This is a genomic window from Pseudomonas sp. HMSC076A11, assembly GCF_001810205.1.
GTDB classification, from domain to species: Bacteria; Pseudomonadota; Gammaproteobacteria; order Pseudomonadales; family Pseudomonadaceae; genus Pseudomonas; species Pseudomonas aeruginosa.
In genome coordinates this window covers 24002-49221 of the sequence record NZ_KV800267.1, presented here as the reverse complement: position 1 = coordinate 49221, position 25220 = coordinate 24002, and the positions used below count along the sequence as shown (strand labels likewise).

Below are 25220 nucleotides of genomic sequence, written 5' to 3'. Positions count from 1 at the left end.
TGTCCCGGACGACGAAAGAAGCCGCACTTCCAGGTGCCAATCCGGGCGTGGGGCGAATAACCATTGCGCGGGATAAACGGCGGATAACGCCGTTGGCGTTATGCGCCCTACCTGTCCCGGACGACGAAAGAAGCCGCACTTCCAGGCGCCAATCCGGGCGTAGGGCGGATAACCGCTGCGCGGGATAAACGGCGGATAACGCCGTTGGCGTTATGCGCCCTACCTGTCCCGGACGACGAAAGAAGCCGCACTTCCAGGCGCCAATCCGGGCGTAGGGCGAATAACCGCTGCGCGGTTATCCGCCGGTGCGCGATCGATAGCCTGGCTGGCCTCAGGGCGCGAAGTAGCGGGAGATCTGCGAATAGACGCCGCTGAAATCGGAGAAGTAGTCATTGCGCTGTGAGGTGGGCGCGCCGCAGTACGAGGGGCCGCCGTACAGGCCACCGCGCAGCTGGTAGGAGCCGTCGCCGGCGACGGTCAGCAGGCCCGAGCCGGACGAGCCGCCTTCGACCACCGCCGACGGCCAGTCGACGCGGGTCAGGGCGGTATGCCCGTCGTAGGTGACGCCCACTGCCGAGACGTTGCCCTGCGAGTACTTCTTGGCGTCGCCGCGCGGATGGTGGATGTCATGGCCGAGCGAGCCGTTGGCGATCGGCGTGGCGCTCCAGCCCTGGTAGAACACGCCGGCCGGCGGAGTGCGCTTGAGTTCCAGCAGCAGGGTGTCGCGCTTCGCGTCGCGGTGCAGGATATTCGCCCCGCCGGTCAGCACGGTGACGCTCTGGTTGATGGTCGAGGCGTCGCCGTAGCACTGGGTGGTGTTGTAGAACCAGATGGTCTGCAGCGTCGCGGCGGTGGCCTGGTCCTCGATGCAGTGCGCGGCCGACCAGAACAACTGGCGCTTGGGCGAGTTGCCGTTGTTCAGCAGGGTGCCGGTGCAGATGTAGCTGCCGCCGTCCGCCGAGCTGGTGAAGACCATCTTCGCCACCGCTGCGGTGGCGTTGTCGTAGGCCCGTGTGCCGCTCTGGGTCGCGCAGACCGCATCCACCTCGCAGCTGCCGCTGGCGCCGAAGCCGTCGCGGTAGCCGGCCTTGTACAGGGAGTCGGCGAAATACGATACCTGGGGTACCGACAGGCGCAGGTCGCCCGGTTGCAGGTTGGCCGGCAGCACCAGTTCGACGGTCAGGGTATCGCCCTCGATGACCGGGCTCCAGTAGGGACGGTTGAGCGAGAGGTCCTTGCCGCTGGCCTCGAAGATTTCCTTGCCGGCGCCGGCGAAGTGCAGCAGCACGTCGTCGGGCAGCGAGCCGCTGCGGGTTTCCAGGCGAATCGCGGCGCGCAGGCTGGCGGCCCCCGCAGCGCTGATCGGGAAGCGCGCGGTGTGGCGCCCGTCCGGAGTGTCGATCCATTCGAGGGTTGTCAGGTCGATTTCCGGAGTCGCCGTTTTCAGGCCCACGCCCACTTGCAGCGGCGTACCCGGTTTCGGCGCCAGCGGCGCGGCGCGGGCCACGCGGCGGGCGGGGGGCGCGGCGAAGTGGATGCCGGCCGCCGAGGTCGCCGCGTTGGGGTTGGCGAAGCGGGCGTGGCCGGTGCTCGCCGGGGAGGCCTGGAGCACGGCGACGTCGCCAGCCATTTCGCTCGCACCGGGCGCGGCCGAGGCCTGGCTCGCGCCCGCAGCCAGCGCGAGAACCAGGCATGCATTCAGGTACGTTCTCTTATGCATGAATCGACTCCTTCAGTTTGGGGAGGGCAACTTCCTTAATCGTTCGCGTGGCGAAAGATATGCAGGGGTGACGGAGTCGTTCAAATATTTTTTATATTCGTTTCTGCTAGCTATTAAATATGAAGAAGCGTTTATGGATAGCAGAATAGATAGCTATTCCCCTCACTTGTCATTGATGTTGGAGTGCTCTCTCTACCAACTAAAGTTTGGTCTGGAGTGCCGCTATAGAGCCTTCGGCTTGCTTCAGAGAGGTGCAGGGTGTAGTGCGCGAGTGCTTTGCTGGTGCATCTATCGATGTGATCGGGTTAACGAAATCCGGATTTTCAAGTTATCCGGTTTGACCACTGCCGAATATAAGGCTGGGTGAATCTTTCATTCATCGCTCGGAAACCGTTCCGATGTCGGCTTGGTTGAATTCCAGGATATCCGGCTTATGGTCGTATCAGTCATCTTTATAATCGCGGGGCATATATAGAGCCCTGGCCGCTTACCATTACTCCAGGGTTTTCCAGGATACGCCTCCGTCTTTGTTTCAGAGCGGCGGATGCAACGGCGGCGCATGCCGCGCGATCAGTTCGGCGACCCACTCGATGAACACCCGCAGCTTGCCGCTGACGTGGCGGTTCGGCGGGAACGCCAGGTACAGCGGCATCGGCTCCAGGCTCCAGTCCTCGAACAGCGGCAGCAGCTCGCCGCGGGCGAGGGGCTCACGCGCCATGTAGTGCGGCAGCCAGAGGATGCCCAGGCCGGCCAGCCCGGCCGCCAGGTAGGCGTTGCCGTCGTCCACCGCCAGCACATGGCGGCCCGCCACCCGCAGGCTTTCCTCGCCCCTGCGCATGGCGTAGGGCAGGGCCTTGCCGGTGCGCGCCCAGAGGAAGCCGACGATACGCTGGTGGCTGTCCTCCAGTTCGCGCGGGTGGCTCGGCACGCCGGCGCGCTGCAAGTAGGCCGGTGCCGCGTAGACCCCCAGTTGCAGGTCGCCGCCCCGCCGCGCCATCAGCGACTGGTCGCGCAGTTCGCCGCCGCGGATGACGCAATCGACGTTCTCGTCGATCAGGTCGACGAGCCGATCGCTCACGCCCAGGTCGATCTGGATCTCCGGATAGCGCGCATGGAACTCGGGCAACGCCGGGATCAGCAGCAGCCGCGCCAGCGGGCTCGGTACGTCGATCCGGAGACGCCCGCGGGGCGCCAGGGCGGCGCTGGAGAGGCTGGTCTCGGCATCGTCCAGTTCCGCCAGCAGGCGTACCACCCGCTCGTAGTAGGCGGCGCCGTCGGCGGTCAGGTTGAGCTTGCGCGTGGTGCGGTTGAGCAGGCGTACCCGCAGCCGCGCTTCCAGTTGCTGGACCAACTGGGTGACGCTGGTGCGGCTCATGTGCAGCGTCTCCGCCGCCTTGGTGAAGCTGCCGGTATCCACCACACGGGCAAAGGCCTGCATCGCATCGAAACGGTCCATCGGGACTCCGGGTCGTCGGGGATTGTTTGGATTCTACAAACAGTCATGGCCAGGGTTGCGCGTTTATCCACGGCGCGCACGACCTTACCGTTCTTCCATCGACGATGACGGGGCCGGGAGCCCCAGGATGGAGGTATCGCATGACTGTACGCGACGTGGTTTTCCCCGCCGGCCGCCAGGCCCTCTACGAGCGCAACCGCTATTCCCCGGCGGTCCGCAGCGACGGCCTGCTGTTCGTCTCCGGCCAGGTCGGCAGCCGCGACGACGGCTCTCCCGAACCCGAGCTGGAGACCCAGGTCCGCCGCGCCTTCGACAATCTGAATGCGGTGCTCGCCGCGGCCGGTTGCGGGTTCGACGATGTGCTCGACGTCACCGTGTTCATGGTCGACGCCGAGGCCAACTTCGAGCGCATCTGGAAGATCGTCCCGGAGTACTGGGGCGAGGCGCCGTACCCCACGCTGACGGCGGTGGGGGTGAACTGGCTGTATGGCTTCAGCTTCGAGATCAAGGTGGTGGCGAGGTTGCCGGAGGGGCGGTGAGAGCCGATGCGCAGTGCCGGGGCCAGCTCGGCTAGCGCCGGGGCTCTGAGGGACGCCGCAGGCTTACCCAGGCCGGCGCGTGGTCGCTGGCGTGCTCCTCGCCGCGCACCCAGCGATCCACCCCGGCGTCTTCCAGGTGGTCCGCCAGGCTGGCGCTGAGCAGCAGGTGGTCGATGCGCAGCCCGGCGTCGCGTTGCCAGTGCTGGCGGAAGTAGTCCCAGAAGGTATAGAGGCGCCGGTCGGGGAAACGCTGGCGTAGCGCGTCCACCCAGCCCTGCCGCAGGAGGCGCTCGAAGCACTCGCGGGACTCCGGCTGGAGCAGGGCGTCCTTTTTCCAGGAGCGGGTGTCGTAGATATCGAAGTCGCTGGGCACCACGTTGAAGTCGCCGGCCAGCACCACCGGATGGCCGCTCTCCATCAGCTCGGCGGCGTGTCGGATGAGGTGCTCGAACCAGGCCAGCTTGTAGTCGAACTTCGGTCCCGGCTGGGGATTGCCATTGGGCAGGTACAGGCTGGCCACCAGCAGGCCGTCGACGGCCGCTTCGAGGTAGCGGCTGTGGGGATCGCTGGCGTTGCCCGGCAGGCCGCGGCGTACCTCCAGCGGCTGGCTGTCGCGGGCGAGGATGGCGACGCCGTTCCACGCCGACTGGCCCTGCCAGATCGCGCCGTATCCGGCCTTCTCCAGCGCCGCGGCGGGGAAGCGCGCGTCGGGCGTTTTCAGTTCCTGCAGGCAGACGATGTCCGGCGCTTCCCGCTCCAGCCAGGCCAGCAGCGCGGCCAGCCGGGTCTGGATGCCGTTGACGTTGAAGGTGGCGATCTTCAGGGTGTCCACCGGTCGCCTCCGCGAATGACGATCAGGCGGCCGCCTGCAGGGCTTCGCCGATGGCTTCGTTGAACGCCTGCAAGTCACCCGGGTTGCGCGAGGTGATCAGGGTCCAGCCGTTCGCCGGGCAGACTTTCACCCGCGTGTCGACCCAGTCCGCGCCGGCGTTGGTCAGGTCGATACGCACGCTGGAATAGGAGGTCAGGGTCTTGCCGCGGGCGACACCGGCGTCGATCAGCAGCCAGGGGCCGTGGCAGATGGCGGCGACCGTCTTGCCTGCGTCGCTGAATTCCCTGACCAGGCGCCGGGCCTCGCTGTCCTGGCGTAGGGTGTCGGCATTCACCGTGCCGCCGGGGACCAGCAGCAAGTCGTAGTCCTCGGCGCGCAGGCCTTGCAGCCTGGCGTCGGAATTGACGATCAGGTCCTTCTCGCTGTCGTGCACCCAGGTCTGCGCTTCGCCGCCCTCGATGGTCGCGTGGGTGACCGTGGCGCCCTGTTGCTTCAGGGTCTTCAGCGGTTCGAGCAGCTCGTCGCGCTCGATGCCGGTGTTGGCGGTGATGACCAGGACGTTCTTGCCTTGCAGCTTCGCGCTCATGGTTTTCTCCTCTGCTGGGGCGCCCGTGGCGGGCGCCGTGGCGTGACATGCAGGAGAGTGGAAAGCTGGAGCGCCGGGGAGTTCGAAAGATTTGCCGGGCGGTGGGCCGGATCCTTGGCCTGTCAGCCTCCGGCGTCAGCGGAACAGCAGCGAATGATGCGCCGCGCCACCGGTGCGCGCGCCGTCGCCCACCGCGATGGCGACGTTGCCGGCCGCCAGCGCCGCGTCGCCGCAGGCGAAGACGCCGGGAACGCTGGTTTCGCGCATGCCGTCGGTCCTGATGAACGGCCCGCTCGGGCCGTCCTCGAACTCGCAGCCGAGCAACGCCGCCAGCGGGCTGGCCATGCGCGTACGCGGCTGGGTGAACAACCCCGCGAGCGTAATCGTGCGGCCACTGGCCAGGGTCACGTCGGCGCGCGCGCCGCCCAGCGCGACCACGGCTTCGCGCTCGATCGTCACGCCGCGCCGGTCCAGCCTGGACATTTGCTCGGCATCCGGTTCGAAGACGCCGTTGAGGAAAAAGGTGGTCGCTCCCCAGTCGGGCAACATCAGGGCGTGGTGGATGGCCAGCGGTGAGGCCGCCAGTACGCCAATCGGCCCGCCGTCCAGTTCGTAGCCGTGGCAATACGGGCAATGGAACACGTGCCGTCCCCAGCGCTCGGCAAGACCGGGGATCTCCGGCAGCTCGTCGGCGACCCCGCTGGCGAGGATCAGCCGGCGCGCGGTGAAACGTTCTCCGTTGGCGGCCTTCACCACGAAACCGTCCGCCTCCTTCTTCGCCGCGACGGCGGCTTCGGACAGCCACTCGACGCTGGGATAGGCCAGCAACTGCGCGCGGGCGTCATCGGCGATGGCCGCCGGATCGCGGCCGTCCTGGCCGAGAAAGCCGTGGGAGGCCCGGGCGAAGCGGTTGCGTCGCAGTCCCGTATCCATCACCAGCACCCTGCGCCGCGCCCGCGCCAGTTGCATGCCCGCGGAGATGCCGGCGTAGCTGCCGCCCACGATGATCACGTCGAAAGTCATGGCGTATCTCCCATTCGGATAGTCACGCAACAACGTAAGTTTCATGAGATGCGCTTGTCAACGCTCTCGTAACTTTTTCTGTAGCGAGACATACTCATGGTCTTTCCGTCACGAGCCCGCCGTTCATGAGAAACGACACCCGCCTCTCGCGCATGCTCCATGTGCTGATCCATATGGCCCGCCACGAAGGGCCGGCGACTTCCGAAGCCATCGCGCAGATGCTCGGCACCAACCCGGTGGTGGTGCGACGGACCATGGCGCTGCTGAAGAACGAAGGCTACGTGAGTTCGGAGAAGGGCCATCGCGGCGGTTGGCGGCTGGCCAAGCCGCTGGCGGACATCACCTTGCTGGATATCCACCAGGCGCTGGGAGCGTCCTCGATCTTCGCCATCGGCCTGTCTACCGATCATCCGGAATGCCTGGTCGAGCAGGCGGTCAACGAAGCGCTCGGCGAGGCGTTCGAGGCGGCGCAGGCGTTGCTCCTGGAGCGCCTGGGGAGCGTCACGCTGGAGCAGTTGGCGAGCGAGTTCGAGCGCCGCTATCGGCCCTGCTGAGGCGCCTCGAAGGGCCGTTCGGACACCGCCGCCGCGCCTGCGGAGGCACGCCGGCGGTCCGGGATCAGAGCGAGTACTTCACCGTGAACATCAGGTTGCGCGGCTCGCCGTAGTTGAGGTTGCCGAAGTCGATGCCGCTGTAATAGTACTTGTCGAACAGGTTGTTGAAGTTCAGCCGCGTGTCGATCCGTTCGTTGACCTTGTAGCCGAGCATGGCGTTGACCACGGTGTAGCCGCCCTGCTGGAAACCGGTGCTGCTGTCCTCGGTCTTGCTCTGGGTGGCCAGGTCGCCGCCGACGCGCCATTTGTGCAGTTCGCCGGGTAGCGTATAGCTGGTGGCGAGCTTGAACAGGTGGCGTGGCTTGGCCGCGTCGAATGGCTTGCCCTCGTTGGCCTTGTTGCTGTCGTGCTTGTACTTGGCGTCGACGTAGGTATAGCCGGCCATCATCTGCCAGTCGTCGCTCAGCGCACCGCTCAGCTCCAGGTCGACGCCCTGGCTGCGGACCTTGCCCGAAGCGCGCGAGCAATAGCGCGAGGTGGGGCTGAAGGGGCATGGCGAGGGGCCGCCGACGTCCTCGGTGGCGCGGTTTTCCTGGTCGATCTGGAACAGCGCGATCTGCGAATTGAGCGCGCCGCCGAAGTGTTCGCCCTTCAGGCCGATCTCGTAGTTCTTGCCGGTGATCGGGTCGAGCAGGCCGCCGCCGGCGTCGAAGTTGCTCTGCGGCTTGAAGATGTCGGTATAGCTGGCGTAGACCGAGTAGGTCTGGTTCAGGTCGTAGATCACCCCGGCATAGCGGGTGACGTTGCGGGTGACCTTGTAGCTGTCGGTATCGGCGTCGGCCTTGTACCAGTCCAGGCGCCCGCCGAGGATCACTTTCAGCGGGTCGGCGAGGTTCAACCGGGTGGTGAGGTAGGCGCCTTTCTGTTCCTGGTCGAGCTTCATGCCCCACAGGCTGGTGTTCAGCCTCGGCTTGAGAGTCGAGCTCGGGTCCCACTGGGTCGGGTCCATCGGCCCGGTGGGGGTGCCGTCCTTGTTGAACAGGCTGCCCCAGCCGCCGTGGCCGTCGAAGCGTTCCTGGCGATAGCTGGCGCCGACCACCAGCTCGTGCTCGCGGCCGAGCAACTGGAAGGGACCGTTGGCATAGGCGTCATAGCTGTCGTGGTCGTCGGTGTAGCTGTAGTCGCCGGGGTTCTGGGTCATGCTGGCGCAGCCGGTGGTCGAGTAGTAGCAGTCGTTGTACAGCCCGAGCATGTTGATTCGCGCCCACAGCTTGTCGGCGGCCAGCTTCATCTGCCAACCGTTGGCGAAGCGGTGGGTCAGGTCGCTGAACAGGTGGGTGGTGTCGGTATCCCAGTAGGACCAGTCGGCGCCGTAATAGGACGAGCGCTTGAGGTCCAGGTGGCGGCCGCCCAGCGGGCTGGGCAGGCCTACCCAGTTGTCGTTGCGGTTGTCGTTCTGGTTCGAGGCGCCGATGGCGAAGGTGGTGTCCGGGCTCAGGTCGGCTTCGGCGATCCCGTAGAACACGCCGCGTTCGCTGCTGACGTGGTCCTGGAAGCTGTTGCCTTTCTGGTAGGCGACCACCGCGCGGCCGCGCAGGGTTCCTTCGCTGTTCAGCGGGCCGGAAACGTCGGCCTCGCTGCGATAGCGGTCCCAGGTGCCGACGCTGCCTTGCAGGGAGGCGCGGAAGTCCTGGGTCGGACGCTTGCGCACCATGTTGATCGCCGCCGCCGGGTTGCCTGCGCCCTGCATCAGTCCGGTGGCGCCGCGCACCACTTCGACGCGGTCGAACATGGCCAGGTCGGCGGCGGAAATGACGTCCTGGGTATAGGTGGAAATGCTCGTCGGCAGGCCGTCGTACATGATGTTGTCGACGTCGAAGCCGCGCGCCGCGTACTTCACCCGGGCCGGCCCGTACTGTTGCACGGTGAGGCCGGTGACGCCCTTCACCGCGTCGTTGAGGTCGCGCATGCCCTGGTCGTCCATGCGCTGGCGGGTGACCACGCTGACCGACTGAGGGGTCTCGCGGATCGACATCGCCAGCTTGGTCGAGGTGCGCATCGCCCGCGTGGTGTAGGAGCCGCTGTCTTCGGTGATGGCGGCGGTGGCCGGGTCCTGGGTGGCGACCACGCTGAGCGCGCCGAGGTCGACGCTGTCGCCGGGGGCGATGCCGGCACCTGTCGCCGCGGCCTCGACCCAGGCGTCGCCGCCCCGTACCTCCCCGCTCAGTCCGGAACCTGCGAGCAGACGCTGCAGTGCCTCGCTTGGCTCCAGCGTGCCGCGTAGGGCCGGTGCGCGCCGGTCGGCCACGGCCGCGCGGTCGAAACGGATGCGCAGGCCGCTGGCGCCCTGCAATTGCTCGAGGGATGCGGCCAGGGGCTGGGCGGGAAGGTCAAGGGCGATGGGAGCGGCCTGGGCGGCCAGGGAAAGCGAGGAGAGACCGAGCAATAACGCACTGGAAACGACGTGTTTCATCTGCAGTGTCCTGGATGGCGGCGCAGGCAGGCCGTTGGCGCGACCGGCTGCGTTTCTTGTTTATGTGGGAAACCGGCGTAGGAATTCGCGGCGGGGCAAGTGTATGTAAATGTAAAAATGGAGTAAATGATATAGATTATCGTTATCAGTAGTATTCGCGGGAATCCGATGAACTGCGTTCTGCCAGCGGCTGGCGGGAATTTCCGCTGGATACCTCCCGTGAAGGCCGCCTGGATTCGTGATTCCAACGCAAATGAATTTGCTCGATTCGGGCCTTAATCGAAGAGATGTAAGCCGCCACACTGCGCTTCCTTCGAGTCATCCCGCCCACGGAGCGCAGCCATGTCTTCCACCATCCACCCCCTCCCGTCCTTCGGTCTCGGCACCTTCCGCCTCACCGGCCAGGTCGTCGTCGACTCGGTGCGCAGCGCCCTCGAGCTGGGTTATCGCGCCATCGATACCGCGCAGATCTACGGCAACGAGGCGGATATCGGCCGCGCGATCGCCGAGAGCGGCGTACCGCGTTCCGAGCTGTTCCTCACCACCAAGGTCTGGGTCGACAACTACGCCTGCGAAAAGCTGCTCGCCAGCCTGCGCGAGAGTCTGGAGAAACTGCGCACCGACCGGTTGGACCTGGTCCTGATCCATTGGCCGGCACCCGGCAACGGCGTCGAGCTGGCGGAGTACATGGCGGCGCTGGCGGAAGCCAAGTCCCTGGGCCTGACCCGGCGGATCGGCGTCTCCAACTTCAACATCGAACTGACCCGCCAGGCCATCGCCGCGGTCGGTGCGGGCGAGATATCCACCAACCAGATCGAACTCAGCCCTTACTTGCAGAACCGCGCGCTGACCGCCTACCTCGAGGAGCAGGGCATCGCGGTCACCTCGTACATGACCCTGGCCTACGGCAAGGTGCTGAAGGACCCGACGCTGGCCGGGATAGCCGCCAGGCACCGGGCCACGGTCGCCCAGGTGGCGCTGGCCTGGGCGATGCAACTGGGCTACGCGGTGATTCCGTCCTCGACCCGCCGCGAGAACCTCGCCAGCAACCTGCTGGCGCGCGACCTGCGCCTGGACGCCGAGGACATGGCGCGCATCGCCGGCCTCGAGCGTAACGGCCGCGAGGTCAGTCCGCAGGGCCTGGCGCCGGCCTGGGACTGAGAACCGCGTCGAGGGTCCGCCGCGCCGAGGCTCCGGTCGCGCGGTCGGTTCAGAGCTCGATGCGGTATTCGATCACGCCCGGCTTGTCCGCCACCCAGTCGTACAGGCGCTGCGCCCTGTGGTTGCTTTCCTGGGTATGCCAGTAGAGCCGCGCGCAGCGACGTTCCTCGGCCTGCCGGCGGACGTACTCGATCAACTGCTTGCCGATCTGCTGGCCGCGCACGTCGGGCGAGACATAGAGGTCTTCCAGGTAGCAGACGTCCTGTGCCGCCCAGGTCGAGCGGTGGTAGAGGAAGTTGACGATGCCATGCAGGCGGCTACCGTCGCTGGCCACGGCGCAGTGCATCGGTTCGCCCTCGTCGAAGAAGCGCCGCCAGGTGGCCTCGGTGGCCTGTGCCGAGAGTTCGACTTCATAGAACGCCTGGTAGGCCTTCCAGTATTCGAGCCACTGCTCGAAGTCCTCGTGTGCCACGGGGCGTACCGATACCAGTGTGTGCAGGGATTGCATCCAGTGCTTCCTTCTTTGGCTTGATGGGGCGATCCGGCGGAGGCCGGGACCGAGGGTCTTGACCCGGCTGTTTTTATAGCCGCCTAATGGCTTGCCATACCCCACCAATTAGATAATCGAGGGCAGACCATTTGTTCAGGCAGTCACTGCTCGAGTCGGTCAAGGCGCGCCTCCTCCATCCACAGCTCCAGGCCCTGCCGCTGCATGCGCGAATCCAGCGCGCGATCCGCCAACTGATCCTCGACGGTGCGCTGGCGCCGGGCAATCCGTTGCCGGCCTCGCGGGCGCTGGCGCAGTCGTTGGGGGTATCCCGCGACACCGTCGAAGCGGCCTATTCGCACCTGCATGCCGAGGGCTTCATCGAGCGTCGGGTCGGCAGCGGCAGCGTGGTCGCCGCGGCTACCCGGCTGTCCCCCGGCCGGCGCGGCGCGGGCGCTCCACGACGGGGCGGCGGCGCGCCGCGACTGAGCCGGCGTGGCGAGGCGATGCAGGCTGGCGGCGGGGTTCGCGAGCAGCTCGTCCCGCGCCCCTTCGCTCCCGGCGTGCCGGAGACCCGCACCTTTCCCCTGGCGACCTGGGAGCGCCTGCAGCGCCAGGTCCTCAAGGAATACGGCGCGCGCGCCCTGACCCATGGCGACCCGCAGGGTGCCGAACCGCTGCGCCAGGCGATCGCCGACTACGTCAACCTGGAGCGTGGCGCACGGGCCACGGCCGACCGGGTACTGGTGCTGACCAGTTCGCAACAGGCGCTGGGTCTTTGCGCCAGCGTGCTGCTCGACGCCGGCGAGCGGATATTCGTCGAGGACCCGGCCTACTACGGCGCGCGCAAGGCCTTCGAGGCCGCAGGCCTAGAGTGCCTGCCGGTCCCGGTCGACGAACAGGGCCTGCGGCCCGAGCCGATCCTCGCCCAGCCGCAGGCGGCGCGGGCGCTGTGCCTGACCCCGTCGCACCATTACCCGACCGGCGTGACCCTGTCGCTGGAGCGCCGCCTGGCGCTGATCGAATGGGCGCAGCGGCAGCAGGCATGGATCATCGAGGACGACTACGACAGCGAGTTCCACTACGCCGGCCGGCCCACCGCCTGCGTGCAAGGCCTGGACGCCCACGAGCGGACGCTCTACATCGGCACGTTCACCAAGTCGCTGTTTCCCGGCCTGCGCATCGGCTACATGGTCCTGCCGCCGGCGCTGGTGGCGCCGATGACCGTCGCCCGCTCCCTGCAGGACGGGCACAACGCCTCGCTGGCGCAACTGACCCTGGCGCGCTTCATCGCCGGCGGCCATTTCGGCGCCTATGTGCGCGGCATGCGCAATCTCTACGGCGAGCGCCTGGGATTCCTCGCGGAGCGGGTGGGCAAGCGTCTGGGCGGCCTGGTCGAGCCGCGCGTGCCGGCCGGCGGGCTACAGATGCCCGGGCTGCTTTGCGCGGGAATCGACGAAACGCGCGCCATCGCGGCGGCATACCGCGCCGGTGTCGAGCTGGTCGGGCTCAGCGCCCTGCATCTCGCCGCGCCACCGCGAGCGGGTTTCCTGATGGGCTTCGCCGCCTACACCACGGACGAGCTGGAGGCGGCGGTCGGGGTCCTCGCGAAGACCCTGCGCGGTTTGCGTGCGAATCCCTAGGCCGCCGGCAAGCGCTCAGTCGCGCAGGGCGTAGACGTAGGCATCGACCTGGGCGCCGTCGGCCAGCGTTACCCGGGTCGCCACGCGCCGGTATTCGGTGCCTTCGAATTCATCCAGCGCGGGCCAGTGCTCGGCGAGGCGGTCGGAGACGAATACATGGCCGTGGATTTCCTCGCCGTCGGCGTCGATCGCCAGGCCCGGAAAGCCCATCCCGGCACCCCAGCCCTTTTCCAGCAGGCGACCGCGGAGGCTGGCCGCCTGCCATTGCCCGCCGATCTTCTGCATCAGGTGTTCGTTGGGACGGCCGGGGCCGAGGCTGCCGTAGACGAAGAGTCGCTGCATCGATAACTCCCTTGAACGGAAGAGCGTGGGCGCAAGACGCGAAGCCTTCCGCCCGCGCCTTTCACTTGCTTGCCAGCGGTGGAGTACGCGGCGGCACGATACGCCGCGAGCCGGTCGACTCGAAGGCCGCGGCGAAGCGCAGCAGCGCCGAGTCGTCGTAGGCGCGGCCGGCGAAGGTCAGGCCCACCGGCATGCCGATGTCGGCCATCACCCCCATCGGTACGGTGACCGTCGGCACGCCGAGGTGGCGGATGGCGAGGTTGCCGTTGGCGACCCAGACACCGTTGCTCCAGGCGATGTCGGCCGAGGCCGGGTTGACGTCGGCGTCCGCCGGGCCGACGTCGGCGACGGTGGGGAAGAGCACGGCGTCGAGGCGCAGGCGTCGCATCCACTCCTCGAGGTCGATCCGCCGGGTTTCCTCGAGGCCGCGCAGGCCATCGGGGAGGGTCGCGATCCGGTCCCAGGGCTTTATGCCGCGCTCGGCCATCCGCACGTATTCGTCCATGCCGGCGGCCAGGTCGCCCTCGCGGTTGGGCAGGGTGCCGGGGTCGTGGGGGAAGATCTGCGGGCCGTCGACATCCGCCAGGCGGTTCAGCTTCGGATCGCCATTGGCGCGCAGGAAGTCGTCGAAGCCCCAGGCCGAGAGTTCCCACAGCTCGTCGTGGAGGAATTCCTTCGACACCAGGCCGCGGTTGAACACGGTGGGCGCGCCGGGTCGGTCGCCTTCGCAGTTCGACACCAGCGGGAAGTCCACCTCGATCACTTCGGCGCCGGCGGCTTCCAGGGCCTTGCGCGCCTGTTCCCAGAGGGCGATGACCGAGGGCCGGGTATGGATGCGCTGGCCGGTCGGGCCGCCGATCCCGGGGGACTCGCTGGTGCCCGCATCGGGGTCGGCGTTGATGAACATGCGCGGCACGCCGAAGCGCTTGCCGGCCAGGGCCTCGGCGCCTGCGGCCAGGGCCGGGTAGCTCGCCGGGCGTACCTCGGAGGCCTTGGGGATCGGCACCCAGGGCTGCATGCGCCAGAGGTCGCCGCGAGTATCGGGATCGTCGGCGACCACTACGTCGAGGATTTCCAGCAGGTCGGCCATGCTCCGCGCATAGGGCACCACCACGTCCATGGTCGGCGTCAGCGGCCAGTTGCCGCGCACCGAGATCACCCCGCGCGAAGGGGTGTAGGCGCACAGGCCGTTGTTCGACGCCGGGCCGCGCCCGCTCGACCAGGTTTCCTCGGCCAGGCCGAAGGCGGCGAAGCTGGCCGCGGTGGCGGTGCCGGCGCCATTGGAGGACCCCGAGGCGAAGGGCGCGGTGAGGTAGGCGGCATTGTACGGGCTCTCCGCGCGGCCGTAGACGCCGCGCTGCATGCCGCCGTTGGCCATGGGCGGCATGTTGGTCTTGCCCAGGCAGATCGCCCCGGCGGCGCGCAGGCGCTCGACGGTGAAGGCATCGCGCTGGGCCACCAGGTCCTTGAACGCCGGGCTGCCGGAAGCCGCGGTGAGGCCCTTGACCAGGTAGCTGTCCTTGGCGGTGTAGGGAATGCCGTCCAGCGGACCGAGGGGCTCGCCACGCGCCCGGCGGGCGTCGGAGGCCTGCGCTTCGGCCAGCGCATCGGGATTGCGCACCACCACCGCGTTCAGCGCGGTGGGCGTGCCGGGTGCATCGTAGGCGTCGATCCGCGCCAGGTAGGCCTGGACCAGTTCGACCGCCGTGGTACGACCGGACTCGAGCGCGTCACGCAGCTCGGCGATGGAAACCTCGGTGACCTCGATCATGCTGTCACCGCCTGGCGAATGGAGACGGGGAGACCGTTAGCGACGCTCATCATCGTTCCTCTTGTTCTCTGCTTGCTGCGACGGGGGCCGCGAGGCGGCCGGGTCGATACAGGGGATGCAGTGTACATCCTGGCCGGCGCTCGCGGCTTCCCTGGCGGGGCGCGGCAACGGCCTCGCAGGTCCTGGCCAGTGTCTGGGGTTGCCGCCGAAGCGCGGCGTCGGAGAAAGTCCGCGGGCTGTCGCCGGCCGCCGGCGAGGCGTAAGGTGCGGCGTCGGGGGGACCATTTCACACAGGGGAATCGTCATGACGAATCATCGTACCGCGCTGGTCACCGGCGCCACCCGTGGCATCGGCCTGGCCCTGGCCAGGCGCTTGGCGGCCTCCGGCTGGAGTGTAGTGGGCATCGCCCGCCATGCGAGCGACGACTTTCCTGGACGTCTGCTGTGCTGCGACCTGGCCGATCCTGCGCAAACCGCCGAGACGCTGCGCGGATTGCTCTCGGAAAGCGCCGTGGATGCCTTGGTCAACAACGCCGGGATCGCCTTGCCGCAAAGCCTGGAGAACCTCGACCTGGCCGCTCTGCAACAGGTCTTCGACCTCAACGTGCGGGTCGCCGTGCAGCTTGCCCAGGCCTGCCTGCCGGGGCTCAAGCGTTCGCCGGCGGGCCGCATCGTCAACCTGTGCAGCCGGGCGATCCACGGCGCCCGCGAACGCACCGCCTACGCCGCGGCGAAGAGCGCGCTGGTCGGGGTGACTCGCACCTGGGCGCTGGAGCTGGCGCCGCTGGGCATCACGGTCAACGCGGTGGCGCCCGGGCCGATCGAGACCGAGCTGTTCCGCCAGACCCGCCCGGTCGGCGGCGAGGAGGAACGGCGGATTCTCTCGACCATCCCCATGCAGCGGCTCGGGCGGCCGGACGAAGTGGCCGCGCTGATCGAGTTCCTGCTCAGCGAGGGCGCTTCGTTCGTCACCGGCCAGGTGATCGGTGTCGACGGCGGCGGCAGCCTGGGCGGTCGTTGAGGCCGGGGCTTCAGATCCGGCGGCTGCGCAGCAGTAGCCAGAGCAGGTAGAAACCGCCGAGCAGGCCGGTCATCAGGCCGATCGGCAGGTTGGCGACGTATGCCAGGCGCTGGCCGAGCAGGTCGGCGGCCAGCAGCAGGACCGCGCCCATCAATGCGCCGGACAGCAACGGCACCCCGGCCGAGTGGGTCAGGCGCCGGGCCAGTTGCGGGCCGGCCAGGGCGATGAAGGCGATGGGGCCGGCCGCGGCGGTGGCGATGGCGGTCATGCCGACGGCGACCAGGACCATCTGCAAGCGCACGCGCTCCACCGCCACGCCGAGCTGGGCGGCGCTGGCATCGCCCAGCTCCAGCACTTCCAGGCGACGACCGTGGTACAGCGCCAGCGGCATGCTGGCGAGCAGGCCCAGCGCTGCCGGGACGACGTGCGACCAGGTCCGGGTGTTCAGCGAGCCGGCCAGCCAGAGCTGGGCGTACATCGCCTGGTCGAGGTTGCCGGTGACCAGCAGCAGGCTGTTCAGACCCGACAGGCTGGCGCCGACACCGATGCCCACCAGCACCAGGCGGTAGCCGCCGGCGGTGGCGCCCCGGCGCGCCAGCAGCACCACCGCCAGCGCCGTGCAGAGGCCGGCGGCCAGCGCCGCCAGCGAGGTGGCCAGCGGGCCGGCATCGAACAGGATGATCTGCACGATGGCGCCGCTGGCGGCGCCGGTGGTGAAACCGATGACGTCGGGCGAGCCCAGCGGATTGCGCGAGATCGACTGGAAGATCGCCCCGGCCATGCCCAGCGCGGCGCCGACCAGGCAGGCGGTGAGCACCCGTGGCAGGCGTACGCGCTGGACGATGCGCTGGGCGGTGGGGTCCTGGCCCTGGCCGAGCAGGCTGGCGAACACCTCTGCCGGGCCCAGCGCCAGGCTGCCGGTCCCCAGCAGCGCCGCCGCCAGCGCCAGTCCGACCCCCGCGAGGACCAGGCAGGCCAGCGCCGCCCGTGGCCGCCAACGCAGCGACAGGGAGCCCAGGCGCAGGGCGTGGAGACCGTTCACAGGCGGCTCAGGCGGAAGCGCCTGACCAGGACGATGAAGGCCGGTCCGCCGAGCAGCAAAGCGACGATTCCGGCGGCGATCTCCGCCGGCGCCGCCAGCAGCCGCCCGAGGATGTCGGCGCCGAGCAGCAGGCCGGCGGCGATCAGCGCCGAGAAAGGCAGGATCCAGCGCTGGTCCGGTCCGGCCAGCAGTCGCGCGAGGTGTGGGGCGACCAGGCCGACGAAGGCGATCGGCCCGGCCAGGGCGGTCGCCGCGCCGGCCAGCAGCATCACCGCCAGGCAGGCGAGCAGCCAGGTCAGGCGCAGGTCGACGCCGAGCGCCCGGCCGATCTCCTGGCCCAGGGCCAGGGCATTGAGCCTGGCGGCGAGGGCGAAGGCGGCGGCCAGCCCGGCGCCGATGGCCAGGCCCGGCCATCCGAGCAGGGCGAAGCCGCTGCCGGAAAGCGAGCCGGCGGCCCAGTGGCGGAAGCGGTCGAAGACTTCCGGCGGGGCGTTCAGCACGATGATCCCGGTCAGCGAGGCGAGCATCACCGACAAGCCGGCACCCGCCAGCACCAGGCGCACCGGGTTGGTGCCGGTCTCGCGGGCCTGGCCGAGAAGGAATACGGCGATGCCTGCCAGGCCGGCGCCGAGGAAGGCGCAACCGAGGTACTGGCCCATGCTCGCCAGGTCGAACAGCGCGACCCCGACGATCACCGCCAGCGCCGCGCCGGCGTTGATCCCCAGCAGGCCGGGTTCGGCCAGCGGATTGCGCGTCAGCGCCTGCATCAGCGCGCCGGCCACTCCCAGCGCCGCGCCGGCCAGCAGCGCCACCAGGGTGCGTGGCAGGCGCAGTTCGCGTACCACCAGGTGGCGATCATCGTGCGGATCGACGGCTTGCAGGGCGTCCAGGGTGACCGCCAGGGGCACCGGCCGCGAGCCCAGCGCCAGGCTGGCCAGGGCCGCCAGCGCGAGCAGCAGCGCGCCGGCGAGCAGGCCCCAGGCGCGCAGGCGCCGGCGGCGCATCGGGGACGCCTGCATGAGCGGACTTCCGGCGAACGGGCGCATGGCTCAGCGGAAATGGCGGGCGACGTTGTCGATCATCTGCCGTCCCGAGTAGTAGTCGATGCGGAAGGAACTGGGGCCCAGGGCGTACACGCGCTTTTCGCGGACCGCCGACAGGTTGGCCAGCACCGGGTCGGCGAGGAACGCCTGCACGTCGTCGTCGCTGGCGCCGAGCAGGAACACGCTGTCGCCGGCGATGGCGGCGGGCAGGTTTTCCCGCGAGATGAACTGGAAGTCCGAGGCGCGCGTCACCTTGCCCGCCAGCGCCTCCGGCAGTTCCGCCACCTGGAAGCCGAGGGCCTCGAGCAGGCGTGCCTGGGGGCTGGCCTGACGGCCGATGGAATAGCTGCCGGCGATGTTGTAGCCGACCACGCTGACCGGGCCCTGCGGCGGCGCGATGGCCGCGGCGACTTCGGCGGTGTAGGCGTCGAAGCGCTGGATGGCGGCCTGCGCCTGGCGTTCCAGGCCGGTGTGCCGGCCCAGCTCGGTAGCCAGTTCCTGCCAACTGTGTTTCGAGTAGTCGACCACCAGCGTCGGTACGCCCTGCGCCTCCAGCTCCGCACGGTATGGCGCGGCGCTGTCGGCGCCGGTGGCGGAGGCGACCAGCAGGTCCGGATCCTGGGCGATCACCGCTTCGATGTCGAAGCGCAGGTTGCGGTAGAGCACCTCGACGCCACGTTGGTCGGCGACCTTCGCCCATTGCGAGAAGAAGCCCTTGGCGTCGGTCAGGCGACTTGGCGTGGTGGCGGCGCTGGCCACCAGCGGTGCGTCCATCGCCAGCAGGATGCCGGTGACGCTCGGGGTGGTGGAGACGATCCGCGCCGGCTTCGGCTCCCCGGCCGCGGCGAGGGTGGCGAACAGGCTCAGGGCGAGGGCGAGTAACGGCAGGGCGGAGCGGCGGCGGGTCGGCATGAAGGCTGTTTTCGCTGTAGGGGAAGCCGGGCGGACGGATTCATATGATAATGCTTCTCATGCAGTCTATTCCATAATGTAGAATCGATTCCACATATTCGAGCCATTCTTATCCAGGAACCTCCCATGACCCATCGCCTGCACGCGGACGCCATGACCTTGCGCCGCGACGCGCGGACCGTTTCGCGGAATCTCTCGCTGGCCATCCCCGAGGGTTCGTTCAGTGTGATCGTCGGGCCCAACGCCTGCGGCAAGTCGACCCTGCTGGCGGCATTGTCGCGCCTGTTGGCGCCGGCCGAGGGCCGGGTGGTGCTGGACGGCAGGGATATCCACAGCCTGCCGGGACGGGAAGTGGCGCGGCGTCTCGGCCTGCTGCCGCAGAGCGCGCTGGCGCCGGATGGCATCACGGTGGCCGAGTTGGTGGCGCGCGGGCGCTATCCGCACCAGTCGTTCCTGCGCCAGTGGTCGCCGGCGGATGAGCGCGCGGTAGCGGCGGCGTTACGCGCCACGCGGGTCGACGGCCTGGCCGAGCGACCGCTCGATGCGCTCTCCGGCGGCCAGCGGCAACGCGTGTGGATCGCCATGGTGCTGGCGCAGGAAACCCCGTTGCTGCTGCTCGACGAGCCGACCACCTACCTGGATATCGTCCACCAGATCGAATTGCTCGAACTGCTCGCCGAGCTGAATCGCCAGGGGCGCACCATCGTCGCCGTGCTGCACGACCTCAACCAGGCCTGCCGCTATGCCTCGCACCTGATCGCCATGCGTGACGGCGCGATCCTCGCCGAGGGCGCGCCGGCGCATATCTTCACCGAGCGTCTGGTGGAGGAGGTGTTCGGCTTGCGCTCGTTGATCATCGCCGACCCGGTCAGCGGCACGCCGCTGCTGGTGCCGCGCGGGATCGCCGCCGACGCGCCGGGCTGAGGTGGCTCAGCGCGGCGGCGGCCGCATGCCGGGGTGGAGTACCAGGCCACCGGTGGACTGGTTGACCTGCAGCGCCTCGTGGAACAGCGCGTCGCGGTCTTCCGCCGACTGCAACTGGCCGAGATCGGTCACCGTGGTCATGGCGCAGACGATCTCCTGCTGGGCGTCGAACACCGGCGCCGCCTGGCCGGTGACATTCGACAGCAGGTGGCTGGTCAGTTCGGCCCAGCAGCGCTCACGCACCTCGTCGAGCAGCGCGCGGCTCGGCGGGCTGCCGCGGAAGTGCGCCGGTTGCTGCTTGCGCGCGGCGTCGACCACGGCCTTCGGCAGGAAGGCCTGGAACACCAGGCCGCAAGCGGTATTGTCGATGGGCAGGATATCGCCCAGGGCCAGCGGGTTGATCGAGAAATAGGCGCTGCGGTACCAGCGCACCAGGGTCGGGCCGCGCTCGGTCCAGATCGCCACCCCGCCGCTGGCGGCATGCCGTTGGGCCAGGGCCTTCATGTGGCGGGCGGCGATATCCACCGCGTCGATCCGCTTCAGCGCGCCTATGCCGATGCTCAGCGCCGCCGGCCCGAGGTCGTAGAGACCGCTGAGCGGGTCCTGGCGGGCCAGGCCTTCCTTCACCAGGCTCTGCAGGTAGCGGTGCGCGGTGGAGCCGCCGGTGCCGGTGCGCCGGGCCACTTCGCCGAGGGCCAGCTCGCCTTCGGCGTTGGCCAGGGTCTTCAGGAAGCGCGCGGCGATGGACACCGACTGGATGGTGCCGGAGCGCTTTTCGCCCGGGGCGTCCGGCATCTCGTCCGCCGGGGGCTGCGAAGTATTCAACGGCTCGGTCTCCTCACCACGGTTGATCCATAGGCTTCGGTCCGCGCTGCGGTGGCGCGGGCGGCGCCCATGATACCGATTCCCCGGGGCGGTGGGGCGCCGCGGAAGGGACGGGTGTAGGAGATTTCATATTTCGCAATGAGGAATCTATTCCCCATTGAGGAATATTCTGGTGGCGTGATAGCCTGAATGGAAAAGAGAGTCATTCCCATTTGGAGAAGATCCTTGAACGCCCGCACGCACCGCACGCTCAACCGGGGAATCGGCGTCGTCACGCTGTCCACCCTGCTCGCCTCGCCATCGGCACTGGCCCGGGAAAACCCGCTCGCCGAGGACGAACCCGCCGCCCTCGAGGCGCTGGTCGTGACCGGCGAGAAACGTGAACGCTCGCTGAAGGACACGGCGTCCTCGGTATCGCTCACCAGCGCCCGCGACATCGACCGCAAGCAGACCGGCAACGCCTCGGTCGCCGAGGTGATCAATGGCAGTCCCAATGTGGTCTACACCGACTCGGTGGGCGCGCCGATCATCCGCGGCCAGGACACCCAGGGCCCGAACAACGGGCAGAACGTGTTCTGGGGCGGCACAGTGCCGCGGGCGACGATCAACCTCGATGGCCACTACCTGAACTACAACGAGATGTTCTTCGGCGCGACCTCGGTCTGGGACGTCGACAGCATCGAGGTGTTCCGCGGCCCGCAGACCACCTCCCAGGGCGCCAACGCCATCGCCGGGGCGATCATCGTCAACACCAAGGACCCGACCTTCAGCCCCGAGGCTGCCTACCAGGCGGAGATCGGCAGCTACCATTCGCGGCGCAGCTCGATCGCAGTGTCCGGCCCGCTGGCGCAGGACTTCGCCGGGCGCCTGGCGGTGGACTACGCGGGTCGCGACACCTTCATCGACTACGACAACCCGAAGTTCCAGGACAGCGGCACCGACCAGGACTTCCGCGCCCTCAACGCGCGCGCCAAGCTGCTCTGGCTGCCCAGCGGAATTCCGGGCCTGGAGAGCAAGTTCACCTTCTCCCACAACGACAGCAATCGCCCGACCCAGGAAGCGGCGACCCGCCCGTTCGACAAGCTCGACCATCGCTCGACCACCATGCCCAGCTGGGAGCAGGACACCAACACCAGCATCCTCGACGTCGCCTATGACCTCGACAACGGCATCCGCCTGTTCAACCAGGCGCAGTACTCGCTGTCCTCGGTGCACCGCACCACCGGCGCGGGCGGCGAGGGCGACGCCGACATCCGCCAGAAGAACGCCTCCAACGAATCGCGGGTCAGCTTCGGCGAGCAGGAGGACCGGATCAGCGGCATGGGCGGGGTCTACTACGCCCGCACCCGCACCGACGAGACACTGCACCTGCGCGGGCTGTCGGCCTTCGACGACACGAAGAAGAACCTCGGTGTGTTCGGCGAGCTGAACTACCGCCTGAGCGACCGCTGGACCCTGACCACCGGCCTGCGCTACCAGGAGGATCGCATCGAGCGCAGCGGCAACTCGGTGCTGGCGCCGCGTCCGCTGGACTACCAGAAGACCTTCTCGGCCTTCCTGCCGAAAGTCTCCCTGGCCTTCGCCGCGACCCCGGACTGGACCGTCGGCGGCCTGGTCAGCCGCGGCTACAACCCCGGCGGCGTGTCGCTCAACCTGACCACCCGCAACTGGGCCTACTTCAAGGAAGAAACCATCTGGAACTACGAACTGTTCACCCGCGCCAGCCTGCTCGACGGCCGCCTGCTGCTGAACGGCAACCTGTTCTTCATGGATTTCAAGGACGCCCAGTACAACATCCCGGTGGTGGTTTCGCCGGGGGTGGCGCAGTCGTACACCATCAACGCCGAGAAGGCCCACGCCTACGGCATGGAGCTGGACCTCGACTATCGCCTGCGCGACGACCTGCGGCTGAAGGCCAGCGCCGGCGTGCTACGCACCCGGATCGACGAGATGTCCGGCAATACCGGCTACGAGCACAACGAGTTCGCCCGCTCGCCGGGCTATACCCTCAGCTTCGGACCGAGCTGGGACGTCACCGAGCGCCTCAACCTGAACGCCCAGGTGCGCTACCTGGACGGCTACTACTCGGACACCGCCAACACCAAGGCCTACTCGATCAAGGCCTACACCCTCACCGACGCCCGCGCCAGCTACCGCTTCAACGACCAGGTGCAGCTCTATGGCTACGTGAAGAACGTGTTCGACGACCGCTCGCCCACCTACATGCAGGAAAACCGGGGGATCGGCGGCATCGAGGCGAGCATGACGCAGCCGCGGACCCTCGGCATCGGCATCAAGGGCACCTTCTAGGCGCCCCGAGAAGCCGGCCCCGCGCAGGGCCGGCCCAGCCCCAGAGCCCATACAGGAGATTGGCACGATGAGTACCCCGAAACGCCTGCACATCGGCATGTCGCTGGCCCCCACCTGGCTCAGCGGCGATGCCTGGCGGCGCCCCGACAGCAATATCGAAGGCATCTTCGGCAGCGATTTCGCCGTCGACATCGCCAGGCGCTCCGAAGCCGCCCACCTCGACTTCGTGTTTCGCCCGGACGTCAGCAGCCTGCCACTGGACGTGCTGGAGACCGGCTCCGGCTTCGCCAGCCTGGATCCCACCGTACTGCTTGCCGCGGTCGCCCGCGAAACCTCGCGGATCGGCCTGGTGTCGACGGTCTCCACCACGTTCTATCCGCCCTACGTGGTGGCCCGGCAGCTGCAATCGCTGCACTGGATCAGCAACGGCCGCGCCGGCTGGAACATCGTCACCGCGCTGCAGGGCCACGAGAACTTCGGCCTGGACGCGATGCCCGATGCGGAGCAGCGCTACGCGCGCGCCGCCGAGTTCACCCGGCTGGTGCACGACCTGTGGGACAGCTTCCCCCGCGAGGCACTCCTGGTCGACCGCGAGAGCGGCCGCTACGCCGACGTTTCCCGGGTGCACCCGGTCGACCACGACGGCGAATTCCTCAAGGTCAAGGGACCGCTCAACCTGCCGGCCTTCGGCGAGGCGCGGATTCCCCTGGTGCAGGCCGGCGCCTCCGAGAGCGGGCGCGACTTCGCCGCCTCGGTGGCCGACCTGGTGTTCGCGCCGACCCCGGACAAGGAGGCTGCCCTGGAACTGCGCCGCGACCTTTCCCGCCGCGCCGAACGCCACGGTCGCTCGCCGCGCGACGTGCGCCTGCTGCCGGGCTTCAGCCTGTACCTGGCGGAGAGCCGCGAGGAGGCGCGGGAAATCTTCATGCAGACCCACGCGCGCCTGGACCGCGCGCGCAAGTTTGCCACGATCAGGCAGATGCTCGGCCTCGACCTCAGCGACTGGCCGCTGGACCGGCCGATTTCCGCGGCCGACCTGCCGCCGCCGGTGGCCAACCCCGGCAGCCGCACCCACACCGACTTGCTGCGGCGCCTGATCGAGCGCGAGACGTTACGCCTGGACCAGTTGCTGCTGCGCCCCGAGGTGGTTTCCGCGGCGCACTGGCAGGTCATCGGTACGGTGGACGATGCCGTCGAGCAGATCGTCGACTGGGCCGCCGCCGGCGCCATGGACGGTTTCATCGCCGCGCCGGGAGGCTCGGTCGGCTCGCTGCGGCTGTTCCTCGAACAGGTGGTGCCGCGCCTGGTGGAGAAGGGGCTGTTCCGCGAGCGCTACAGCGCCACTACCTTCGCCGGGCACCTGGCAGAGGAATGATGGAAAGGGCCGGCGACGGCCGCGTCCTGGCGGCGACGGCGAGCGAGTGACCGCCTGCGGTTGGCCGCCTGACGGGCCCGCTGTATCGCAGCACGCCATCCGACCGGTGGGGCGTGGTACAGGCGAGGGAGCCTCTGCCTTGGCGTAGATACCGTCGTACCCCGGGGATCATCCGGACAGGTCGCAGCCTGGGCAGCGCTGGCCGTCGGCAGGCCTGGCATTCTGCTGTTACAACCATCCATCCATTCCTGCGGAAACGAGTGAACTCAATCGCCCCGAGCGCTGTCTGTCAGCCGTCGGCCCAACCGGGCCGGGCGCATGGCCCTTGGCCATGCGGTAGCCCCGCCCCGGTCGCGCGCTTGTCCATAACAATTCGACTGGCCGGCTTTTTCGCTCCCCTTTGCGGGTTTCGTTCTCTCGCCATGTGAAGATTGCCATGTCCCTATCCCGTCGCATCCCCGCCGCTCTTTCCCCGTTCCAGAACCGCGTCATCGGAGCCTGCCTGCTCGGCGGCCTGCTGGCGGCCGGCGCCCCGGCGCAGGCCGAGGAGGCGACCGGCAACGCGCGCTGGGTGAGCGACAGCCTGACCACTTTCGTGCGCAGCGGCCCCACCGATGGCTATCGTATCGTCGGCACCCTCACCTCCGGGCAGAAGGTCGAGCTGCTTGGCACCCAGGGCAACTACAGCCAGGTGCGCGGCGAGAACGGCAGCACCGTGTGGATTCCCAGCCGCGACTTGCAGGAGGTTCCCGGCCAGGCCGAGCGCCTGCCGCAACTGGAACAGAAGGTGGCCGCCCTGACCGCCGAGCTGGACGGCATCAACGACACCTGGAAGACCCGCGTGCAGGGCATGCAGGAAACCCTCGACACGCGCAAGAAGCTGATCGACGAATTGCAGGCGGCGCGCAGCAACCTGGACGCCGAGCTCGGCAAGGCCCGCTCCGACCTGCGTGCGGTGCAGGCGCAACTGGGCGACGAGAACAAGCAGGTGCTGATGCGCTACATGGTCTACGGCGGCAGCATCGCCGGCGCCGGCCTGTTCGCCGGGCTGATCCTGCCGTCGCTGCTGAGGGTGCGGCGCAAGCGCAACGACAAGTGGTTCTGAGCCTCCGCCCGCGTCTCTGCGTTTCGTAAAGCAAGCCCCGCCGGCCGCGGGGCTGTGTCGCAAGCGCGACAAGGGC

At 68.5% G+C, this 25220-nt stretch carries 22 protein-coding genes; 9 read left to right on the top strand and 13 right to left on the bottom strand.

Features of this window, described 5'->3' with window-relative positions; all coding sequences use genetic code 11:
• Positions 1–331 precede the first annotated feature (331 nt).
• Together piv and HMPREF2716_RS02710 are read right to left on the bottom strand one after the other, a co-directional pair.
• The gene (piv, locus tag HMPREF2716_RS02715) at positions 332–1720 is read right to left on the bottom strand and encodes a protease IV (RefSeq protein ID WP_023117183.1); all 1389 of its coding nucleotides are present in this window, start codon (positions 1718–1720) and stop codon (positions 332–334) included.
• A gap of 532 nt (positions 1721–2252) precedes the next feature.
• Complete coding sequence (locus tag HMPREF2716_RS02710; protein WP_070621793.1) at positions 2253–3176, bottom strand: LysR family transcriptional regulator; 924 nt, start codon at positions 3174–3176, stop codon at positions 2253–2255.
• Positions 3177–3316: 140 nt separating this feature from the next.
• Between HMPREF2716_RS02710 and HMPREF2716_RS02705 the strand changes: the two genes are divergently transcribed.
• Positions 3317–3715 (top strand): RidA family protein, encoded by a 399-nt coding sequence (locus tag HMPREF2716_RS02705; protein ID WP_003101334.1) that lies wholly within the window; start codon positions 3317–3319, stop codon positions 3713–3715.
• A 31-nt stretch (positions 3716–3746) separates the two neighbouring features.
• On the opposite strand, the gene xth is transcribed toward HMPREF2716_RS02705, so the two are convergent.
• The 3 genes from xth to HMPREF2716_RS02690 all read right to left on the bottom strand — a co-directional run bounded on the left by xth (position 3747) and on the right by HMPREF2716_RS02690 (position 6201).
• On the bottom strand, positions 3747–4547 hold the full coding sequence (gene xth, locus HMPREF2716_RS02700; RefSeq protein WP_003101332.1) for an exodeoxyribonuclease III: 801 nt from the start codon (positions 4545–4547) through the stop codon (positions 3747–3749).
• 22 nt (positions 4548–4569) lie between these two features.
• Positions 4570–5133 carry a type 1 glutamine amidotransferase gene (locus tag HMPREF2716_RS02695; RefSeq protein ID WP_003118177.1) on the bottom strand — a complete coding sequence of 188 codons (564 nt, stop codon included), beginning with the start codon at positions 5131–5133 and terminating at the stop codon, positions 4570–4572.
• 135 nt (positions 5134–5268) lie between these two features.
• A complete protein-coding gene (locus HMPREF2716_RS02690) occupies positions 5269–6201 on the bottom strand; it encodes an NAD(P)/FAD-dependent oxidoreductase (RefSeq protein WP_003121894.1) in 933 nt (310 codons plus the stop codon).
• 80 nt (positions 6202–6281) lie between these two features.
• Here HMPREF2716_RS02690 and HMPREF2716_RS02685 point away from each other — a divergent pair, with 80 nt between their 5' ends.
• Positions 6282–6710 (top strand): Rrf2 family transcriptional regulator, encoded by a 429-nt coding sequence (locus HMPREF2716_RS02685; protein WP_003101327.1) that lies wholly within the window; start codon positions 6282–6284, stop codon positions 6708–6710.
• A 64-nt stretch (positions 6711–6774) separates the two neighbouring features.
• Here the strand turns inward: HMPREF2716_RS02685 and HMPREF2716_RS02680 are convergent, their stop codons facing one another.
• Entirely contained in the window at positions 6775–9183 is a 2409-nt protein-coding gene (locus HMPREF2716_RS02680) for a TonB-dependent siderophore receptor (RefSeq protein ID WP_003093547.1), read from the bottom strand.
• 342 nt (positions 9184–9525) lie between these two features.
• On the opposite strand from HMPREF2716_RS02680, the gene dkgB reads away from it, so the two are divergent.
• Positions 9526–10344: a 2,5-didehydrogluconate reductase DkgB gene (dkgB, locus tag HMPREF2716_RS02675; RefSeq protein WP_003093545.1), complete on the top strand. Its 819-nt coding sequence runs from the start codon at positions 9526–9528 to the stop codon at positions 10342–10344.
• A gap of 49 nt (positions 10345–10393) precedes the next feature.
• Here dkgB and HMPREF2716_RS02670 read toward each other — a convergent pair whose 3' ends face one another.
• Positions 10394–10852, bottom strand: coding sequence for a GNAT family N-acetyltransferase (locus HMPREF2716_RS02670; RefSeq protein ID WP_003101319.1), 459 nt, complete (start codon positions 10850–10852; stop codon positions 10394–10396).
• Positions 10853–10983: 131 nt separating this feature from the next.
• On the opposite strand from HMPREF2716_RS02670, the gene HMPREF2716_RS02665 reads away from it, so the two are divergent.
• The gene (locus tag HMPREF2716_RS02665) at positions 10984–12474 is read left to right on the top strand and encodes a MocR-like pyridoxine biosynthesis transcription factor PdxR (RefSeq protein ID WP_003101316.1); all 1491 of its coding nucleotides are present in this window, start codon (positions 10984–10986) and stop codon (positions 12472–12474) included.
• A 15-nt stretch (positions 12475–12489) separates the two neighbouring features.
• Here HMPREF2716_RS02665 and HMPREF2716_RS02660 read toward each other — a convergent pair whose 3' ends face one another.
• Together HMPREF2716_RS02660 and HMPREF2716_RS02655 are read right to left on the bottom strand one after the other, a co-directional pair.
• Positions 12490–12816, bottom strand: coding sequence for a gamma-glutamylcyclotransferase family protein (locus tag HMPREF2716_RS02660; protein WP_003093540.1), 327 nt, complete (start codon positions 12814–12816; stop codon positions 12490–12492).
• Between the two features lie 61 nt (positions 12817–12877).
• Positions 12878–14587: an amidase gene (locus HMPREF2716_RS02655; protein WP_003101313.1), complete on the bottom strand. Its 1710-nt coding sequence runs from the start codon at positions 14585–14587 to the stop codon at positions 12878–12880.
• Between the two features lie 304 nt (positions 14588–14891).
• Here HMPREF2716_RS02655 and HMPREF2716_RS02650 point away from each other — a divergent pair, with 304 nt between their 5' ends.
• Positions 14892–15608 carry an SDR family oxidoreductase gene (locus HMPREF2716_RS02650; RefSeq protein WP_003101310.1) on the top strand — a complete coding sequence of 239 codons (717 nt, stop codon included), beginning with the start codon at positions 14892–14894 and terminating at the stop codon, positions 15606–15608.
• Positions 15609–15618: 10 nt separating this feature from the next.
• Here HMPREF2716_RS02650 and HMPREF2716_RS02645 read toward each other — a convergent pair whose 3' ends face one another.
• The 3 genes from HMPREF2716_RS02645 to fepB are packed head-to-tail and all read right to left on the bottom strand — an operon-like array spanning position 15619 to position 18605.
• Positions 15619–16650, bottom strand: a complete 1032-nt coding sequence (locus tag HMPREF2716_RS02645) for a FecCD family ABC transporter permease (protein WP_023518037.1) — start codon at positions 16648–16650, stop codon at positions 15619–15621.
• Positions 16647–17669, bottom strand: a complete 1023-nt coding sequence (locus HMPREF2716_RS02640) for a FecCD family ABC transporter permease (protein WP_003118181.1) — start codon at positions 17667–17669, stop codon at positions 16647–16649. The genes HMPREF2716_RS02645 and HMPREF2716_RS02640 overlap by 4 nt, the downstream gene beginning before the upstream one ends.
• Before the next feature lie 30 nt (positions 17670–17699).
• Positions 17700–18605 carry a Fe2+-enterobactin ABC transporter substrate-binding protein gene (fepB, locus tag HMPREF2716_RS02635; protein ID WP_003093531.1) on the bottom strand — a complete coding sequence of 302 codons (906 nt, stop codon included), beginning with the start codon at positions 18603–18605 and terminating at the stop codon, positions 17700–17702.
• 126 nt (positions 18606–18731) lie between these two features.
• Between fepB and HMPREF2716_RS02630 the strand changes: the two genes are divergently transcribed.
• On the top strand, positions 18732–19529 hold the full coding sequence (locus HMPREF2716_RS02630; protein ID WP_023518036.1) for an ABC transporter ATP-binding protein: 798 nt from the start codon (positions 18732–18734) through the stop codon (positions 19527–19529).
• Positions 19530–19535: 6 nt separating this feature from the next.
• Here HMPREF2716_RS02630 and HMPREF2716_RS02625 read toward each other — a convergent pair whose 3' ends face one another.
• Complete coding sequence (locus tag HMPREF2716_RS02625) at positions 19536–20324, bottom strand: IclR family transcriptional regulator (protein ID WP_003119004.1); 789 nt, start codon at positions 20322–20324, stop codon at positions 19536–19538.
• A 255-nt stretch (positions 20325–20579) separates the two neighbouring features.
• Here HMPREF2716_RS02625 and HMPREF2716_RS02620 point away from each other — a divergent pair, with 255 nt between their 5' ends.
• The 3 genes from HMPREF2716_RS02620 (at position 20580) to HMPREF2716_RS02610 (ending at position 25144) form a co-directional block, all read left to right on the top strand.
• Positions 20580–22664, top strand: a complete 2085-nt coding sequence (locus tag HMPREF2716_RS02620) for a TonB-dependent receptor (RefSeq protein ID WP_016263079.1) — start codon at positions 20580–20582, stop codon at positions 22662–22664.
• A gap of 67 nt (positions 22665–22731) precedes the next feature.
• On the top strand, positions 22732–24039 hold the full coding sequence (locus HMPREF2716_RS02615; RefSeq protein ID WP_003104777.1) for an NtaA/DmoA family FMN-dependent monooxygenase: 1308 nt from the start codon (positions 22732–22734) through the stop codon (positions 24037–24039).
• A 436-nt stretch (positions 24040–24475) separates the two neighbouring features.
• The gene (locus HMPREF2716_RS02610; RefSeq protein ID WP_003104779.1) at positions 24476–25144 is read left to right on the top strand and encodes a TIGR04211 family SH3 domain-containing protein; all 669 of its coding nucleotides are present in this window, start codon (positions 24476–24478) and stop codon (positions 25142–25144) included.
• The last annotated feature ends 76 nt before the right edge of the window (positions 25145–25220 follow it).

Bases quoted from the DNA above. Each gene is read 5' to 3' on its own strand.
- HMPREF2716_RS02650 (WP_003101310.1), top strand. From the start codon at position 14,892: ATGACGAATCATCGTACCGCGCTGGTCACCGGCGCCACCCGTGGCATC.
- dkgB (WP_003093545.1), top strand. From the start codon at position 9,526: ATGTCTTCCACCATCCACCCCCTCCCGTCCTTCGGTCTCGGCACCTTC.
- HMPREF2716_RS02630 (WP_023518036.1), top strand. From the start codon at position 18,732: ATGACCCATCGCCTGCACGCGGACGCCATGACCTTGCGCCGCGACGCG.
- HMPREF2716_RS02660 (WP_003093540.1), bottom strand. From the start codon at position 12,816: ATGCAGCGACTCTTCGTCTACGGCAGCCTCGGCCCCGGCCGTCCCAAC.
- HMPREF2716_RS02705 (WP_003101334.1), top strand. From the start codon at position 3,317: ATGACTGTACGCGACGTGGTTTTCCCCGCCGGCCGCCAGGCCCTCTAC.
- HMPREF2716_RS02690 (WP_003121894.1), bottom strand. From the start codon at position 6,201: ATGAAACTTACGTTGTTGCGTGACTATCCGAATGGGAGATACGCCATG.
- HMPREF2716_RS02710 (WP_070621793.1), bottom strand. From the start codon at position 3,176: ATGGACCGTTTCGATGCGATGCAGGCCTTTGCCCGTGTGGTGGATACC.
- HMPREF2716_RS02655 (WP_003101313.1), bottom strand. From the start codon at position 14,587: ATGATCGAGGTCACCGAGGTTTCCATCGCCGAGCTGCGTGACGCGCTC.
- piv (WP_023117183.1), bottom strand. From the start codon at position 1,720: ATGCATAAGAGAACGTACCTGAATGCATGCCTGGTTCTCGCGCTGGCT.
- HMPREF2716_RS02670 (WP_003101319.1), bottom strand. From the start codon at position 10,852: ATGCAATCCCTGCACACACTGGTATCGGTACGCCCCGTGGCACACGAG.
- HMPREF2716_RS02625 (WP_003119004.1), bottom strand. From the start codon at position 20,324: ATGCCGGACGCCCCGGGCGAAAAGCGCTCCGGCACCATCCAGTCGGTG.
- HMPREF2716_RS02610 (WP_003104779.1), top strand. From the start codon at position 24,476: ATGTCCCTATCCCGTCGCATCCCCGCCGCTCTTTCCCCGTTCCAGAAC.
- HMPREF2716_RS02695 (WP_003118177.1), bottom strand. From the start codon at position 5,133: ATGAGCGCGAAGCTGCAAGGCAAGAACGTCCTGGTCATCACCGCCAAC.
- HMPREF2716_RS02685 (WP_003101327.1), top strand. From the start codon at position 6,282: ATGAGAAACGACACCCGCCTCTCGCGCATGCTCCATGTGCTGATCCAT.
- fepB (WP_003093531.1), bottom strand. From the start codon at position 18,605: ATGCCGACCCGCCGCCGCTCCGCCCTGCCGTTACTCGCCCTCGCCCTG.
- HMPREF2716_RS02680 (WP_003093547.1), bottom strand. From the start codon at position 9,183: ATGAAACACGTCGTTTCCAGTGCGTTATTGCTCGGTCTCTCCTCGCTT.
- HMPREF2716_RS02640 (WP_003118181.1), bottom strand. From the start codon at position 17,669: ATGCAGGCGTCCCCGATGCGCCGCCGGCGCCTGCGCGCCTGGGGCCTG.
- HMPREF2716_RS02615 (WP_003104777.1), top strand. From the start codon at position 22,732: ATGAGTACCCCGAAACGCCTGCACATCGGCATGTCGCTGGCCCCCACC.